Annotated in this window: 9 protein-coding genes; 7 read left to right on the plus strand and 2 right to left on the minus strand. The window is 77.2% G+C overall.

Translation table 11 applies throughout. The features are described from left to right. Positions 1-13: 13 nt before the first annotated feature. A complete protein-coding gene (locus ABTZ17_RS00845; RefSeq protein WP_352193428.1) occupies positions 14-217 on the minus strand; it encodes a hypothetical protein in 204 nt (67 codons plus the stop codon). A gap of 231 nt (positions 218-448) precedes the next feature. On the opposite strand from ABTZ17_RS00845, the gene ABTZ17_RS00850 reads away from it, so the two are divergent. After that, positions 449-3,517: a beta-N-acetylglucosaminidase domain-containing protein gene (locus ABTZ17_RS00850; protein WP_352193348.1), complete on the plus strand. Its 3,069-nt coding sequence runs from the start codon at positions 449-451 to the stop codon at positions 3,515-3,517. A 75-nt stretch (positions 3,518-3,592) separates the two neighbouring features. Here ABTZ17_RS00850 and ABTZ17_RS00855 read toward each other — a convergent pair whose 3' ends face one another. Then, on the minus strand, positions 3,593-4,156 hold the full coding sequence (locus tag ABTZ17_RS00855) for an HNH endonuclease (protein WP_352193349.1): 564 nt from the start codon (positions 4,154-4,156) through the stop codon (positions 3,593-3,595). Between the two features lie 251 nt (positions 4,157-4,407). On the opposite strand from ABTZ17_RS00855, the gene ABTZ17_RS00860 reads away from it, so the two are divergent. The 6 genes from ABTZ17_RS00860 to ABTZ17_RS00885 all read left to right on the plus strand — a co-directional run bounded on the left by ABTZ17_RS00860 (position 4,408) and on the right by ABTZ17_RS00885 (position 14,213). Continuing rightward, complete coding sequence (locus ABTZ17_RS00860) at positions 4,408-5,505, plus strand: mechanosensitive ion channel family protein (RefSeq protein WP_352193350.1); 1,098 nt, start codon at positions 4,408-4,410, stop codon at positions 5,503-5,505. A 375-nt stretch (positions 5,506-5,880) separates the two neighbouring features. After that, entirely contained in the window at positions 5,881-7,281 is a 1,401-nt protein-coding gene (locus ABTZ17_RS00865; RefSeq protein WP_502994568.1) for a GlnX family signal transduction membrane protein, read from the plus strand. A 38-nt stretch (positions 7,282-7,319) separates the two neighbouring features. After that, positions 7,320-8,303 carry a glutamate ABC transporter substrate-binding protein gene (locus ABTZ17_RS00870; RefSeq protein WP_352193351.1) on the plus strand — a complete coding sequence of 328 codons (984 nt, stop codon included), beginning with the start codon at positions 7,320-7,322 and terminating at the stop codon, positions 8,301-8,303. Positions 8,304-8,400: 97 nt separating this feature from the next. Beyond that, a complete protein-coding gene (locus tag ABTZ17_RS00875; protein ID WP_352193352.1) occupies positions 8,401-9,705 on the plus strand; it encodes a hypothetical protein in 1,305 nt (434 codons plus the stop codon). After that, positions 9,702-12,653: a serine/threonine-protein kinase gene (locus tag ABTZ17_RS00880; RefSeq protein WP_352193353.1), complete on the plus strand. Its 2,952-nt coding sequence runs from the start codon at positions 9,702-9,704 to the stop codon at positions 12,651-12,653. Before ABTZ17_RS00875 ends, ABTZ17_RS00880 begins: the two co-directional genes overlap by 4 nt. Positions 12,654-12,656: 3 nt before the next feature. Beyond that, positions 12,657-14,213, plus strand: a complete 1,557-nt coding sequence (locus ABTZ17_RS00885; RefSeq protein WP_352193354.1) for a protein phosphatase 2C domain-containing protein — start codon at positions 12,657-12,659, stop codon at positions 14,211-14,213. The last annotated feature ends 98 nt before the right edge of the window (positions 14,214-14,311 follow it).

Genomic DNA, 14,311 nt, shown 5'->3' on the forward strand with positions numbered 1-14,311 from the left:
CACCTCTGTGGTGTCAGTTCCCGGAGCCGGTCGGCACGGCGCCGAGGGTGGCGGGCTCGCTGGTGAGCGCGGGGGCGGCGCCGGACAGCGGGGGCTCGCTGATGAGGGGGACGGATTCGAGGGGTGGTTCGCTGGTCAACGTCCGCTGCCGCGGCAGCGGCGGGGGTCGGCGTATCGAGGGGGACGGATCCGGTCCGGGACGGTCTGTGGCGGTCACGTGGGCTCTCCTTCGCTGGTCGTGGGGGTGTGGGAGATCACCACGCCCCCGGAGGAATCGGGACGAGGCAGCCCTACCCACACCGTCACGGAGCATTCCTCCATCCCCCGTCAGGAGGAACCCCCGTCAGGGGGGTTCACCGGGGCCCCTGTCATTGACAGCTCCGCCGTACGGGTGTTCAGCTCGGGCGTTCGGACGGACGGGGGCGGTGGACGAGGAGGCAGGGTGCAGATGCGGGGCAGGAAGCGGGCCGTGGCCGTCGCGGCGGCCGTCATCGGAGGGCTGCTCACCACGGGCTCCGGTGCGCCGGGCGCCCTGGCCGCCCCCGCGCCGGTCCCCGGACCGGGCCCGGACCGCTCCCCCGCCGAACGCGCCGCGGCGGCCGCGGAGCGGGCGGCGGCCGACCGGCAGGGCACCCCGGGACCGCTGCTCCCCGGCCCGGCCGCGGCCCCGACCGGGACCCGCGCCGGCGGGACCCCCGCGGTGTGGCCCCGCCCGCAGTCCCTCACCGCGACCGGCGCCGCCCTGCCGCTGGGCCGGGAGGCCGTGCTGCTCGCCCCGCCGGGCACCGACCCGTACGCCCTGGAGGTGCTGAGGGCGGCGCTGCGCGCGGCCGGGGTGCGCACCCTGCACGAGGGCGGGCCGCAGGACCCGCCGCCCGGCGCCGGACCGGTCTTCCGGATCGCGGGGGCCGGCGCCGAGGAGGCCCTGCGGGCGCTGGGCGCGGCCCCCGCCGGGGACCTGCCCGCCGGCGGGTACCGGATCGCGGTCGGCCGGCACGCCGGACGGGACACCGTGGCCCTGGCGGGCACCGGCCCCGACGGGTTGTTCCACGCGGCCCAGACCCTGCGGCAGCTCGTGGCGGGCGGGGGCGGCACGGTGCCCGCGGTGCGGGTCCGGGACTGGCCCTCGGCGGCCGTCCGCGGCACCGCGGAGGGCTTCTACGGGCAGCCGTGGAGCCTGGAGCAGCGGCTGGCGCACCTCGACTTCATGGGCCGCACCAAGCAGAACCGCTACCTGTACGCGCCCGGGGACGACCCGTACCGCACGGCGCGGTGGCGCGAGGAGTACCCGAAGGAGCGGCGCGAGGGGTTCCGGGCCCTGGCCGCGCGGGCCCGCGAGAACCACGTGACCCTGGCCTGGGCGGTGGCGCCCGGGCAGAGCATGTGCCTGTCCTCGGCCGCCGACCGGGCCGCGCTGCTGCGCAAGGCGGACCGAATGGCGGAGCTGGGCTTCGGGGCGTTCCAGCTCCAGTTCCAGGACGTCAGCTACACCGAGTGGGGCTGTCGCGCCGACCGGGAGCGGTACGGCCGCGGCCCGGCGGCGGCCGCCCGGGCGCACGCGGAGGTGGCCGGGGAGCTGGCCGCGCACCTGGCCGCCCGGCACCCGGGCGCGGCCCCCCTGGCCCTGCTGCCGACGGAGTACTACCAGGACGGGGCGACACCGTACCGGACCGCGCTGGCCGACCGGCTGGACCCTGCGGTGCGGGTGGCCTGGACCGGGGTCGGGGTGGTGCCCCGCACCATCACCGGCCGGGAGCTGGCCGGGGTCCGGGTGGTGTACCGGCATCCGCTGGTGACCCTCGACAACTACCCCGTCAACGACTACGCCCAGGACCGACTGTTCCTGGGGCCGTACACCGGGCGGGAGCCGGCCGTGGCGAACGGTTCGGCGGAGCTGCTGGCCAACGCGATGCCGCAGGCGGCGGCCTCCCGGATACCGCTGTTCACGGCCGCGGACTTCGCGTGGAACGCCCGCGGCTACCGGGCCGCGGACTCCTGGCGGGCCGCCCTCGACGCGCTGGCCGGGCCGGACCCGGCGGCCCGGGAGGCGCTGGGCGCCCTCGCGGGCAACACCGTCTCCTCGGTGCTCGGCGGGGACGAGTCGGGCTATCTGCGGCCGCTGCTGGCGGAGTTCTGGCAGGCCCGGGCCGGAGCCGACCGCAAGGCCGCCGAAGGGGCCGCTGCCCGGCTGCGGGCCGCGTTCTCCGTGATGCGGGAGGCTCCCGCCCGGCTGGCGGGCACCGCGGGCGGCGGGCCGGCCGCGGAGGCCGGGCCCTGGCTGGACCGGCTGGCGGCCTACGGGACGGCCGGGGAGCTGGCCGTGGACCTGCTCGCGGCGCAGGCCCGCGGGGACGGGGCGGCGGCCTGGCGGGCCTCGCTGGCCCTGGAGGGGGCCCGGCGCGGGCTCGCGGCCGACGGGAACCCGGCCGTCGTGGGCAAGGGGGTGCTGGAGCCGTTCCTGACGCGGGCCGCGGAGGAGGCGGACCGGTGGACGGGGGCCGGACGGCAGCTGCCGGGTCCGGTGACCGTCTCCGAGGACGCGGGCTCGTACACCGTGGAGCTGGACCGGCCCCGGCCGGTCGAGGCCGTCACGGTGATGGCGGAACCGGTGGCCGGCGCCGGCCGCGGCACCGTGGTGGAGGCGCGGGTGCCGGGCCGGGGCTGGGTGAAGCTGGGCGAGCTCCCGCCGGGCGGCTGGACGCACGCCCCCGCGGCCGGGGTCCGGGCGGACGCGGTGCGGCTGCTGTGGGCGGAGTCCGGGCGGGCGCCCGTGGTGCGCCGGGTGGTGCCCTGGTTCGCGGAGGGCCCGACGGCCCGCTTCGAGCTGGGCGACGGCGGCCGGACGGAGGCCGAGATCGGCGGCGGCGCGCGGAAGGTGTCGGCGGAGCTGTCGGCGCTGCGGCCCGGCGGGGTCGCGGGCGCCCTGACCGCGAAGGCCCCGAAGGGCATCCGGGTGAAGCTGCCGGCGCGGACCACCGTGCCGCGGGGCGGCCGGGTGTCGGTGCCGGTGGAGGTGAGCGTGCCCGCGGGCACCCCGGCCGGGGTGTACGAGGTGCCGGTGTCCTTCGGCGGAGAGTCCCGGACGCTCACGGTGCGGGCCTTCCCGCGGACCGGGGGCCCGGACCTGGCGCGCGGCGGCCGGGCGGACTCCTCCGGGGACGAGACCCCCGACTTCCCGGCGGCGGCGGCCGCCGACGGCGATCCGGCCACCCGCTGGTCCTCGCCCGCCGAGGACGGGGCCTGGTGGCGGACGGAGCTGGCCGGCAGCGCCCCGGTGCGGCTGGGCCGGGTCGTGCTGTCCTGGCAGGACGCGTACCCGTCGGCCTACCGGGTGGAGGTGTCCGCGGACGGGGAGAACTGGCGTACCGCCGCCCGGGTGGGCGACGGCCGCGGCGGCCGCGAGGAAGTGGGCATGGACGAGCCGGGCGTCCGGTTCCTCCGGGTGGTCTGCGAGACCCGGGCGACCCGGTACGGCTGCTCCCTGTGGTCGGCGGAGGCGTACGCCGTACAGCCGTAGGCCGGGCGGTCCCGGGACGGGCCGGCGCGGGGTCCCCCGCCCGCCCCGGCCGGCTTCCGGGGCGGCGGGCGGAGCTCAGACGGTGACTCCCGTGACCCCGTCGCGGCGGGCGGACCCGTCGATGCGGGCCATCACGTCGTCGGCGCCGTACGGCTGGAGGTACGGCAGCCAGCGCGGGTCGCGGTGACCCGTGCCGATGATCCGCCAGGCCAGACCGGACGGCGGCTCGGGCGGGTGGCGCAGCCGCCAGCCGAGGTCCACCAGGTGCCGGTCGGCCTTGACGTGGTTGCAGCGGCGGCACGCGGCGACCACGTTGTCCCAGACGTGCCGGCCGCCGCGGCTGCGCGGGATGACGTGGTCCACGCTGGTGGCCACCCCTCCGCAGTAGACGCAGCGCCCGCCGTCGCGGGCGAAGAGCGCCCGTCGGGTGAGCGGAACGGGCCCCCGGTAGGGGACCCGCACGAACCTCCGGAGTCGGACCACGCTGGGCGCGGGGACCGCTCGGGTCGCACTGTGCAGGTAGGCGCCGGATTCCTCCAGGGAGACGGCCTTGTTCTCCAGGACGAGGACGAGCGCGCGGCGGAGCGGTACGACGCCGAGCGGCTCGTACGACGCGTTGAGGACCAGGACGTGCGGCACGGGGGCCTCCTTGTACGCCGGCGGCGCGTGGCTCGCGCCGGGACGATCTGGTCTCAGTCTCCCCTCACCGCTGGTCGCGGCGCCACCACGCGCCCGTAACGGGTCCGGGGTGTTTTCGACCACACGGGCCGGCGGGTGAGCCTGGTCTCTCCCGCCCGCACGGGGCGGGGTGGACGGGATTGCCCCGTTAGGGTGGTTGGCCTGCCCGCGCAGCCCCAGCGGGCAGAGAGCTGCCCCTGGAGGTTCCTGTCGTGTCCTGGCCCGCCATCCTGCCGGCCCTGGCTGCCACCCCCACGCCCGAGGCGCCCAACACCCTCGAAGAGGCCCATAAGAGCGCCACCGACGCCGCGAGCTTCGTGGAGGAGAACTGGGCCTCCTGGCTGGACGTCGGTCTGCGGATCCTGCTGATCCTGGTGATCGCCGGGGTGCTGCGCTCGGTGGTCCGCAAGGCCATCACCAAGCTGATAGCGCGGATGAACCGCAGCGCCGAGGCCGTCGAGGGCACCGCCCTCGGCGGCCTGCTGGTGAACGCCGAGCGGCGGCGCCAGCGCTCGGAGGCGATCGGTTCGGTGCTGCGCTCGGTGGCCTCGTTCCTGATCCTGGGCACCGGCGGGCTGATGGTCCTGTCGGTGCTGAAGATCGACCTGGCCCCGCTGCTGGCGAGCGCCGGTGTGGCCGGTGTCGCCATCGGTTTCGGCGCCCGGAACCTGGTCACGGACTTCCTGTCCGGCGTCTTCATGATCCTGGAGGACCAGTACGGCGTCGGCGACAAGGTGGACGCCGGCGTGGCCACCGGTGAGGTCATCGAGGTCGGGCTGCGCGTCACCAAGCTGCGCGGGGACAACGGCGAGATCTGGTACGTCCGCAACGGCGAGGTGAAGCGGATCGGCAACCTCAGCCAGGGCTGGGCCACCGCGGGCGTGGACGTGACCGTCAAGCCCAGCGAGGACCTGCACCGGGTGCGCGAGGTCATCACCGAGGTCGCCGAGGGCATGGCCAAGGAGTCCCCGTGGGACGAGCGGCTGTGGGGCCCCGTGGAGATCCTGGGCCTGGACGAGGTGCTGCTCGCCTCGATGACGGTGAAGCTGTCCGCGAAGACCATGCCGGGCCAGCAGTTCTCGGTGGAGCGCGAGCTGCGCTGGCGGATCAAGCTGGCCTTCGACGAGGCCGGCATCAGCCTGGTGGGCGGGCTGCCGCCGGCCGAGGAGGACGAGGCCCCGGCCGACCCCTCGGCCTCCGTGGCCCCGCCCTCGGCGCTGGCCAACCCGGCGTCCCCGCAGTCCCTGCGGACCGACCCGATACCGCAGGCCGGCGGACCCGGCTCGGTGCGGATGACCAAGTCCCCCTGAGCCCCGCCGGGCGGCCCCCGCGCCCCCGTCTCCCCCACCCGGGGAGACGGGGGCGCGGTGCGTTCGGGGCCCCGGCCGCCGGGCGGCCGGCTTTCGACCCCGCCGCTCCGGTCGCGTCCCGGCCCCGCCGGCGCCCGGGGACGACCGGAAGCCCATCGGACGGCGAACGGGGGCACCCGCCCTCCCCCACACCCGAGTCGGGGGCGGAACCCCGGCGGGCCCCCGGGCGTATAGAGGAGGAGAGGGGGAGCACGCCCACCGGGCCCCGGGTCAAGATCCGGGGATTGAGGGTGTGCATGTCGGCCATCACGGCCATACTGCTGGCCGGGCGCCCGCCGGGCGCACGACACCGTCCACGGCCCAGGGGGAGGTCAGGTGACACGCGCGACCACCGCACCGGCCACCGTGCCGGAGCCCGCGCGGGAGCCCGGCTCCGGCACGGAGCCGGCACGGCCCGGGGCCCCGCGCCCCGCCCGCGCCTGGTCCGAATCGCTCGGGCGGCTCCGCGCCGCCGCCACCACCGAGCCCGGCCGGCTGCGCATCATCGGCGCCGTCCTGGCCGCCGTCGTGGCGGTGTTCGGCGCGGCCACCGCCTGGCAGGTGGACGACCGGGCCGCGGCCGCCGCCGACGTGGTGGGCCGCAGCCAGCCGCTCAGCGCGGACGCCGCCAGCATCTACCGGTCCCTCGCGGACGCGGACACGGCCTCCTCCAGCGGTTTCCTCGCGGGCGAGAAGGAGTCCCGGGAGCTGCGCGAGCGGTACCTCGCCGACATCGCCAACGCCTCCCGCCTGTTGGTGAAGGCGGCCGCGAACACCAGCGGCGCGGACCGGTCCCGGCAGGAGATAGCCCTCCTCGGCGAGGGACTGCCCCGCTACACCGGGCTGATCGAGCAGGCCCGCGCCAACAACCGGCAGGGACTCCCCCTGGGCGGCGCCTACCTCCGCTACGCCAACGAGCAGATGAGCGAGGAGCTGCTGCCCGCCGCGCAGCGGCTGTACGAGGCCGAGACGGGCCGGTTGTACCGGGACTACGAGGCGGCGGACGCCTGGCCGTGGCCGGCGCTGGGCGCCGGCCTGCTGGCCCTGGGCGTGCTGGCCTGGGCGCAGCGCCGGAACTACCTCCGCACCCACCGGGTGTTCAACCACGGCCTGCTGCTGGCCACGGCGGCCTCGGTGGCGGTGCTGCTGTGGTTGGTGGCCGGGCACACCGTGGCCCGGTCGGGGCTGGTGGAGTCCCGTACGGACGGGCAGGAGTCGTTGAAGGTCCTCAACGACGCCCGGATCAGCTCCCTCCAGGCCCGGGCGAACGAGAACCTCACCCTGGTGTCGCGGGGCGCGGTGCTGGCCGCGGACAACAAGTCCGACAAGTACGACGTGGACTTCGCGGGGAACATGAACGAGCTGGACACCCGCCTGGCGCGGGCGGCCCGGCTGGCCGACGACCTGGCCGGGGCGGAGCCGGTGTCCCGGGCCGCGGCGGCGGTGCGGGAGTGGCAGGAACGGCACCGGGCGGCGCGGGCCACGGACGTGCAGGGCGACTACCAGGGCGCGTTGGACCAGGTCATCGGCCGGACCGGCAGCACGGGCGCCTCCTTCGACGTGGTGGACGCCGCGCTCCAGGAGGCCGTGGCCCACGAGCAGGAGGAGTTCACCCGGGCCGCGCGGGGCGGGGCCGGGGCCTTCGGCGGGCTGGTGGCGGGGGCCGTGGTACTGGCCCTGCTGGGCGCGGTCGGGGCGGTCCTGGGCATCGGGCGCAGACTCTCGGAGTACCGATGAGACGGCGGGTGCGGACCCGGCGGGAGGAGGGGGCCTCGATGGCCGGGACGGGCGGGCTGCGCGGCTGGGGCGGGGTGACCGGCATGGCGCTGGCCTGCGCGTTGACGGCCGCGGCGGTGCTGGTGCCGCTGGACCGGCACGGGGAGGGGGCGCCCGAGGTGAGGACCCCGCGGCCGGTGACCACGGGGGTGTTGCGGGAGGGCGCGGCGGCGCAGACCTGCCTGGACCCGGAGGCGAGCCTGCGGCCCTCGGCGGCGGACGGTCCGGCGATCGCCCGGATCAAGGCGGCGGGGAAGCTGATCGCGGGCGTGGACCAGAACAGCTACCGCTGGGGCTACCGCAATCCGGCCACCGGGGAGCTGGAGGGCTTCGACATCGACCTGGTCCGGGCCATCGCCCGGGACATCCTCGGGGATCCGGACGCCGTGATCTACCGGGCCATCCCGACCAGCCAGCGGATCCCGGCCCTGAAGGAGGGCCGGGTGGACGTGGTGGTGCGGACGATGACGATCAACTGCAAGCGGTTGGAGGAGGTCGCCTTCTCCACCGCGTACTTCGAGACGGGCCCGCAGGTGCTCGTGCCGCGGGGCTCGCCCGTCACCGGGTACGACCCCTCCCTGAAGGGCCGCCGGATCTGCACGGCCAGCGGTTCCACGGCCGAGGCGGCGCTGAAGGAGAAGTCCTTCGGCGCGGACATCTCGGTGACCGTGCCGAACCAGCTGGACTGCCTGGTGCGGCTGCAGCTCGGCGAGGTGGACGGGATGGTCACCGACAACGCCCTGGCGGCGGGGCTCGCGGCCCAGGACCCGGGGGTCCACATGGTGGGCGAGCCGTTCGCCAAGGAGTTCTACGGCGTGGCGATGAACAAGGGCGACGAGGACCTGGTGCGCCGGGTCAACAAGGTCCTGGAGGACTACCGCCGGGGCGGCGACGGCAGCCCGTGGATGACGGCCTACCGGACCTGGCTGAAGAAGGACCTGAAGGGCATCGAGGCACCGCCGGAGCCCGAGTACCGCCCGTAGCCGCGCCGCCGCGGGCGCGGCGGACGGCGGAGCGGGCCGCGGGGCGGCGGACACACGGCAGCAGGGCACGGAGCAGCACAGGACAGGAAGGGCGTACATGGCCGGCACGGAATCCCTCCCCGACTCCGCGGACGGGCCCGCGGGCCCGGTGATGGACCGGGACGAGGTGGACCGTGCGCTGTCCCGGCTGGACGCCGAGCACGAGGCCGTCGAGACCTCGCTGCTCGCGCTCCAGGACCACGCGGGCCGCAGGCTGTTGGAGGGGGCCGAGCTGGCCGGGGTGACCCGGGACCGGTGGGCCGTCACCGAGGCTGAGGTGACCCGGCTGTGGGCCTGCTTCGACGCCTACAGCGCGGCCCTGCGGGAGGCCCGCGGGCTGCGCGAGCGGCGGCGTTGGGCGAGCCGGGAGGACCTGGTCGAGCTGACCGAGCGGCTGCGCGGGCGCAGCGTGGCCGTGCCGGGCAGCGGGACCGGGGGCGCGGAGCTGGCCGAGCGCTTCAGCCTGTCGGGGTTGGTGGCGCGGATGAACCAGCTGTACGCCCGGTCCCTGGACACGGTGGTCGCGGCGGACGCGGTGTGGTCGGCGCTGCCCGCGCGGATAGACCTCCTGGCGGCCGAACTGCACCGGACCCGTTCGCTGGCCCATTCGGTCGGGGTGCGGCCCGGTGAACACCCCGCCGGTGACGACCTGGACGGCATCACCCGCGAGTTGACGGCGCTGCGCGCCGAGGTGATCGCGGACCCGTTGGCCTTCTGGCGGCCCACCGCGGGCAGTTCGGCCCCCGGCGGGGGCCGCCCCGACACCGAGCGGTACGACCGGGCGGCCCGCGCGCTGGAGGAGGTGCGGCGGGAGACGGAGGCGGTGCTCGCGGTCCGGCAGGACGCCGAACAGCGGCTGCTCCGCCTGCGGGACCTGCTGGCCCGCGCGGACCGTACCCTCTCGGAGGCGCGCACGGCCCGCGGGGAGGTCCTGGCGAAGATCGCCGCCTCGGAGGTGCCCGTGGTGAGCGGGCCGCCGACGGCCCTCCAGGAGCAGCTGGCCGCCGCCGCCGAGTACCGTCGGCACGGCCGGTGGCACCGGCTGTCCCCGCTGCTGGAATCGCTGGAGGAGCGGGCGGAGGAGGAGTTGATGAGGGCCCGGGAGTCGCTGACGGCGGTGACCGCGCCCCTGGCGGTCCGGGCCGAACTGCGCGGCCGTCTGGACGCCTACCGGGCGAAGGCCGCCCGGCACGGACTGGTGGAGGACCCGGTGCTGGTGGAGCGGTACGACACCGCGCGGCGGATGTTGTGGAGCGCCCCCTGTGACCTGCGGGCCGCCGGGCAGGCGGTGCTGCGCTACCAGGGTTCCCTGGCGGAGCTGTTGGCGCCCGGGCCCGGGCGGGGACCGGAGGAGGGCGCGTGAGCGGGACGACGGCGGGTACCGCCTGCGGGCGGGCGGGCTGCCCCGGCGCCCTGGAGGACGTGGGCGGCGGCACCCTGTACTGCGACACCTGCGGGCTGGCCCCGGCCGTCACCGCGGGTCCCGCCGCCGGTGCCGGGCCGGGGCTGCCGGTGGTGCCCCCGCCGGCGGGCCTGCTGCTCTCCGGCCCCTCGCGTCCGGTGGTGCCCCCCGCGCGCGAGGGCGAGGGGGCGGCGGAGCTGTCCTCCCCGCCGACCGGGCGGACCGCCGCGGCCCGCGCCCGGCGCGGCTCCGGCACGGATCCGGGAGGCTCCGGCCCGGCCGGCTCCCGGGGCTCGCAGGGGTCCCGGGGCTCTCGGGGTTCCGGGCGGGGCTCCGCCTCCGCCCGCGGCTCCGCCTCCTCGCGCTCCTCGGGCTCGCGCCGCTCGGTGTCGGGGCGGCTCTCGCGCTCCCTGTCCGGCACCGCGGGCAGCGCCCCGTCGGTCTCGGTGCGCAGTTCGGGGCCGGTGTCCGGGTCCTCGGGGCGCAATCGGCTGGGGGCCGGGCTGGTGGCCGTACCCCAGGTGCCGCGCCCGGACCCGTCGGCGGCGGTGCTGGCGAACCCGGAGGTGCCGGAGCGGAAGCGGTTCTGCTCGCGTTCGGACTGCGGGGCGCCGGTGGGCCGGTCCCGCGGGGACCGGTCGGGCCGTACCGAGGGCTTCTGCACCAAGTGCGGGCACCCGTACTCCTTCGTCCCGAAGCTGCGCTCCGGTGACGTGGTGCGCGGCCAGTACGAGGTGGCGGGCTGCCTCGCGCACGGCGGTCTGGGCTGGGTGTACCTGGCGGTGGACCGGGCGGTCTCGGACCGCTGGGTGGTCCTGAAGGGCCTGCTGGACACGGGCGACCAGGACGCGATGGCCGCGGCGATCTCGGAGCGGCGCTTCCTCGCCGAGATCGAGCACTCCAACATCGTCCGCATCTACAACTTCGTCGAGCACCTGGACCAGCGGACCGGCTCGCTCGACGGCTACATAGTGATGGAGTACGTCGGCGGGAAGTCGCTGAAGGACATCGCCAACGAGCGGCGGCGCCCGGACGGCCGGCGGGACCCGCTCCCCGTGGAGCAGGCCTGCGCCTACGGGATCGAGGCCCTGGAGGCCCTGGGCCACCTGCACAGCCGCAACCTGCTCTACTGCGACTTCAAGGTGGACAACGCCATCCAGCAGCAGGACCAGCTCAAGCTGATCGACATGGGCGCGGTCCGGCGGATGGACGACCAGGAGTCCGCCATCTACGGCACGGTGGGCTACCAGGCCCCCGAAGTGGCCGAGCTGGGCCCCTCGGTGGCCTCCGACCTGTACACCGTGGCCCGCACCCTCGCCGTGCTGACCTTCGACTTCCAGGGCTACACGAACGTGTTCGTGGACAGCCTGCCGGACCCGGAGCACATCGAGGTGTTCCGCCGGTACGAGTCCTTCTACCGGCTGCTGGTGCGGGCCACCGACCCCGATCCGGGGCGCCGGTTCGCCTCCGCGCAGGAGATGGCGGAGCAGCTGACCGGGGTGCTGCGGGAGGTGGTGGCGCTGCAGACGGGCCGTCCCCGGCCGCAGCTGTCCACGCTCTTCGGCCCGGAACTGCGCGTCCCCGACACCGTGCTGTTCACGGACCCGGCGGGCTGGGAGGCCTCCCGGCTGGGGGCCCGCCACACCCCGGCCCGCGCCCGGCTGTTCCGACGCTCCGCCGCCGCCCTCCCCGCGGGGCCCGATCCCGCGGGCACCGTCCCCGGCGACCCGGCCGGCACGGGGCCCGGCACCGGTACCGGCCCGGTGGTGGGCGGCTCGGTGCCGCTGGTGTCCACGGGCGGCACGGGCGCCGCGCCGGTGGCGGCGCTCGGCAGCACCGCCACGCACGCGGCGGTCGGGTCGGCGTTCCGGGCGGCCCCCGCGTCCGGCCCGCGACCCCCGGGGTCCGGCCCGCTGGTCCCCGCGGCCGCGCCGGCCGTCCCGGATCCCGCCCCGTCGGCCGGGCCCCCGGGGCCCGCCGCGCGCACCGCTCCCCCGGACGGCCCCGGTACCGCCCTGGCCCTGCCCGGTCCCCTCGTCGACCCGGACGACCCCAACGCCGGGTTCCTCGCGGGCCTGATGGCCTCCGGGGCCGCCGAGCTGCTCACCGCGCTGAGCGCGGCCCCCACCGGCTCCGTGGAGCTGCGGCTGCGGGAGCTGCGGGCCCGGCTGGAGCTGGGCGAGCTGGGCGCGGCGGCGGCCGTCCTCGGGGAGCTGGAGGACCGCCACCCCGACGACTGGCGGATCGTGTGGGCCCGCGGGGTGACGGCGCTGGCCGCCGGGGACGACGAGACCGCCGCCCTGGCCTTCGACGCCGTGTACGACGCCTTCCCGGGCGAGCCCGCCCCCAAGCTGGCCCTCGGCTTCTGCGCGGAGGTCCTCGGGCAGCTCGACAACGCCGCCGAGTACTACCGGCTGGTGTGGGCCACGGACCCCGGTTTCGTGAGCGCCGCCTTCGGCCTGGCCCGGGTGCGGCTGGCCGCCGGTGACCGGGCGGGCGCCGTCCGGGCCCTGGAGTCCGTGCCGGAGTCCTCCATCCACTACACCGCGGCCCGGGTCGCGGCGGTGCGGGCCCGGCTCCGGGAGCGTTCCCCTCGGGACGCCCTCCTGGACGACCTGCGGGCGGCGGCCGGGCAGGTGGAGCAGTTGCGGCGGTTCGGGCTGGACCCCGAGCGGCACGAACGGCTGTCCGCGGAAGTTCTGGGCTCGGCCCTGGACTGGGTACTGTCGGGTAGCCGGGGTGCGAGCCCCGGACAGACCTCGCTGCTCGGCAGTCAACTGGACGAGCGGGGGCTCCGGTTCGGACTGGAGCGCTCGTACCGGCTCCTGGCCCGGCTGGCCCGGCGCGGCGAGGAGCGGATCGAACTGGTGGAGCGGGCAAACCGTTTCCGTCCCCGAACGTGGGTGTGAGTGATGGCTCGGATCGACCGGCAGCCGGCCTGCCCCAACTGCGCGGAACCCCTGGAAGAGGACGACTTCTTCTGCGGCCGCTGCGGCTCTTCCCTCGCGGCGCCACCCGGCGTCCAGGACCGCCCCACGCTGCGCCTGACCGGCGGCGGCCCGCTGCACGGCGCGGCCGCCGGGCCGGGGCTGCCGGGCGGGCCGAACGGGGCGGACCGGTCCGCCGGCTGGGGTCCCGCCGCCGGTGCCCCGCCCGTGCCCTCCGGCATGCCCGCGGCCCCGCCCTGGGAGCGGGCGGCGGGCGTCCCCGCGGGCCGGCCGGGCACCGAGCCGTACCGGGCGCACGGGGCCGCGGGCCACTCCGGTGAGCTCCCCTACGGTTCCGGTCACGCCCCCGAACCCGGCTACGGCCCCGACCCGGGCCACGGCGCGGACCCCGGCCACGCGCCGGGGCGCGACACCGGCTTCGGCGCGGGCTTCGGCACCGCCCCGGCCCGCCCCTCGGACCCGGTGCCGGGCGCCCCGGCCGCGATCCGCCACGACGGCCCCGACCACGGGGAACCGGACCACGGGCATCCGCACCAGGAGCCTCCCGCCGCCCCGCGGCCGCTCCCGGAGGCCCCCGCCGCCGCCTCCGGTCACGAGGGCCCCGCGCGGACCGCGCCGCCCGCCGCCGGCGCCCCCGGCCGGACCTGCGTGGCCTGCCGGGCCGGGCGGGTGGACACCGACGGCTACTGCGAGCACTGCGGCCACGCCCAGCCCCGGGACCGGGACCACGTGGAGGAGGAGCTGGGCAGCGTGGCGGCGGTCAGCGACCGCGGCCTGCGCCACCACCGCAACGAGGACTCCTTCACGGTGGCCGCCACCAGCCTGCCCGAGGGCTCCACCGCCACCGTGGCGATCGTCTGCGACGGGGTCTCCTCCGCCGCCCGCCCCGACGAGGCCTCCGCGGCCGCGTCCGCCGCCGCCGGCGAGTCCCTGTTGGAGGCCCTGCCCCGCGGGGTCCACCCGCAGCAGGCCATGCACGAGGCGATCATCGCGGCGGGCGCCGCGGTGGACGCCCTCGCCGCGGAGAGCCAGGGCTCCCAGAACGCCCCGGCCTGCACCCTGGTCGGCTCCGTCACCATGGGCGGGCTGCTCGTCATCGGCTGGGTCGGCGACAGCCGCGCCTACTGGGTCCCCGACGACCGCGGCGCCCCCGCCGCCCGGCTCACCGAGGACGACTCCTGGGCCGCGCAGATGGTCGCCGCGGGCCTGATGAACGAGGCCGAGGCGTACGCCGACTCCCGGGCCCACGCCATCACCGGCTGGCTCGGCGCCGACGCCTACGAGCTGGAGCCGCACACCGCCGCCTTCAAACCGGACCGGCCCGGGGTGGTCGTGGTCTGCACCGACGGGCTGTGGAACTACGCCGAGTCCGCCGGCGAGATGGCACGGCTGCTGCCCCCCGACGCCGCCCTGCACCCGCTGCACGCGGCCAGGGTCCTGGTGGGCCACGCCCTCGACGGCGGCGGCCACGACAACATCACCGTGGCCCTGGTGCCCGTGCCGGGTCCGCCCCGCGCCTGAGGCCGGACCGGCCGCCCCGACCGCCCGACCTCCGGTGCGGCCGGGCGGTCCGGTCCGCCGCCGCCCGGTCCTCCGCCCCCGGGGCCACCGCGCCCCTC

It is taken from the genome of Streptomyces sp. NPDC097619, from assembly GCF_040302735.1.
In the GTDB taxonomy this organism is placed as follows: Bacteria; Actinomycetota; Actinomycetes; order Streptomycetales; family Streptomycetaceae; genus Streptomyces.

What these genes read in the sequence shown, in the direction of transcription:
- ABTZ17_RS00850 (WP_352193348.1), top strand. Translation starts at nt 449, where the DNA reads ATGCGGGGCAGGAAGCGGGCCGTGGCCGTCGCGGCGGCCGTCATCGGA.
- ABTZ17_RS00870 (WP_352193351.1), top strand. Translation starts at nt 7,320, where the DNA reads ATGGCCGGGACGGGCGGGCTGCGCGGCTGGGGCGGGGTGACCGGCATG.
- ABTZ17_RS00875 (WP_352193352.1), top strand. Translation starts at nt 8,401, where the DNA reads ATGGCCGGCACGGAATCCCTCCCCGACTCCGCGGACGGGCCCGCGGGC.
- ABTZ17_RS00885 (WP_352193354.1), top strand. Translation starts at nt 12,657, where the DNA reads ATGGCTCGGATCGACCGGCAGCCGGCCTGCCCCAACTGCGCGGAACCC.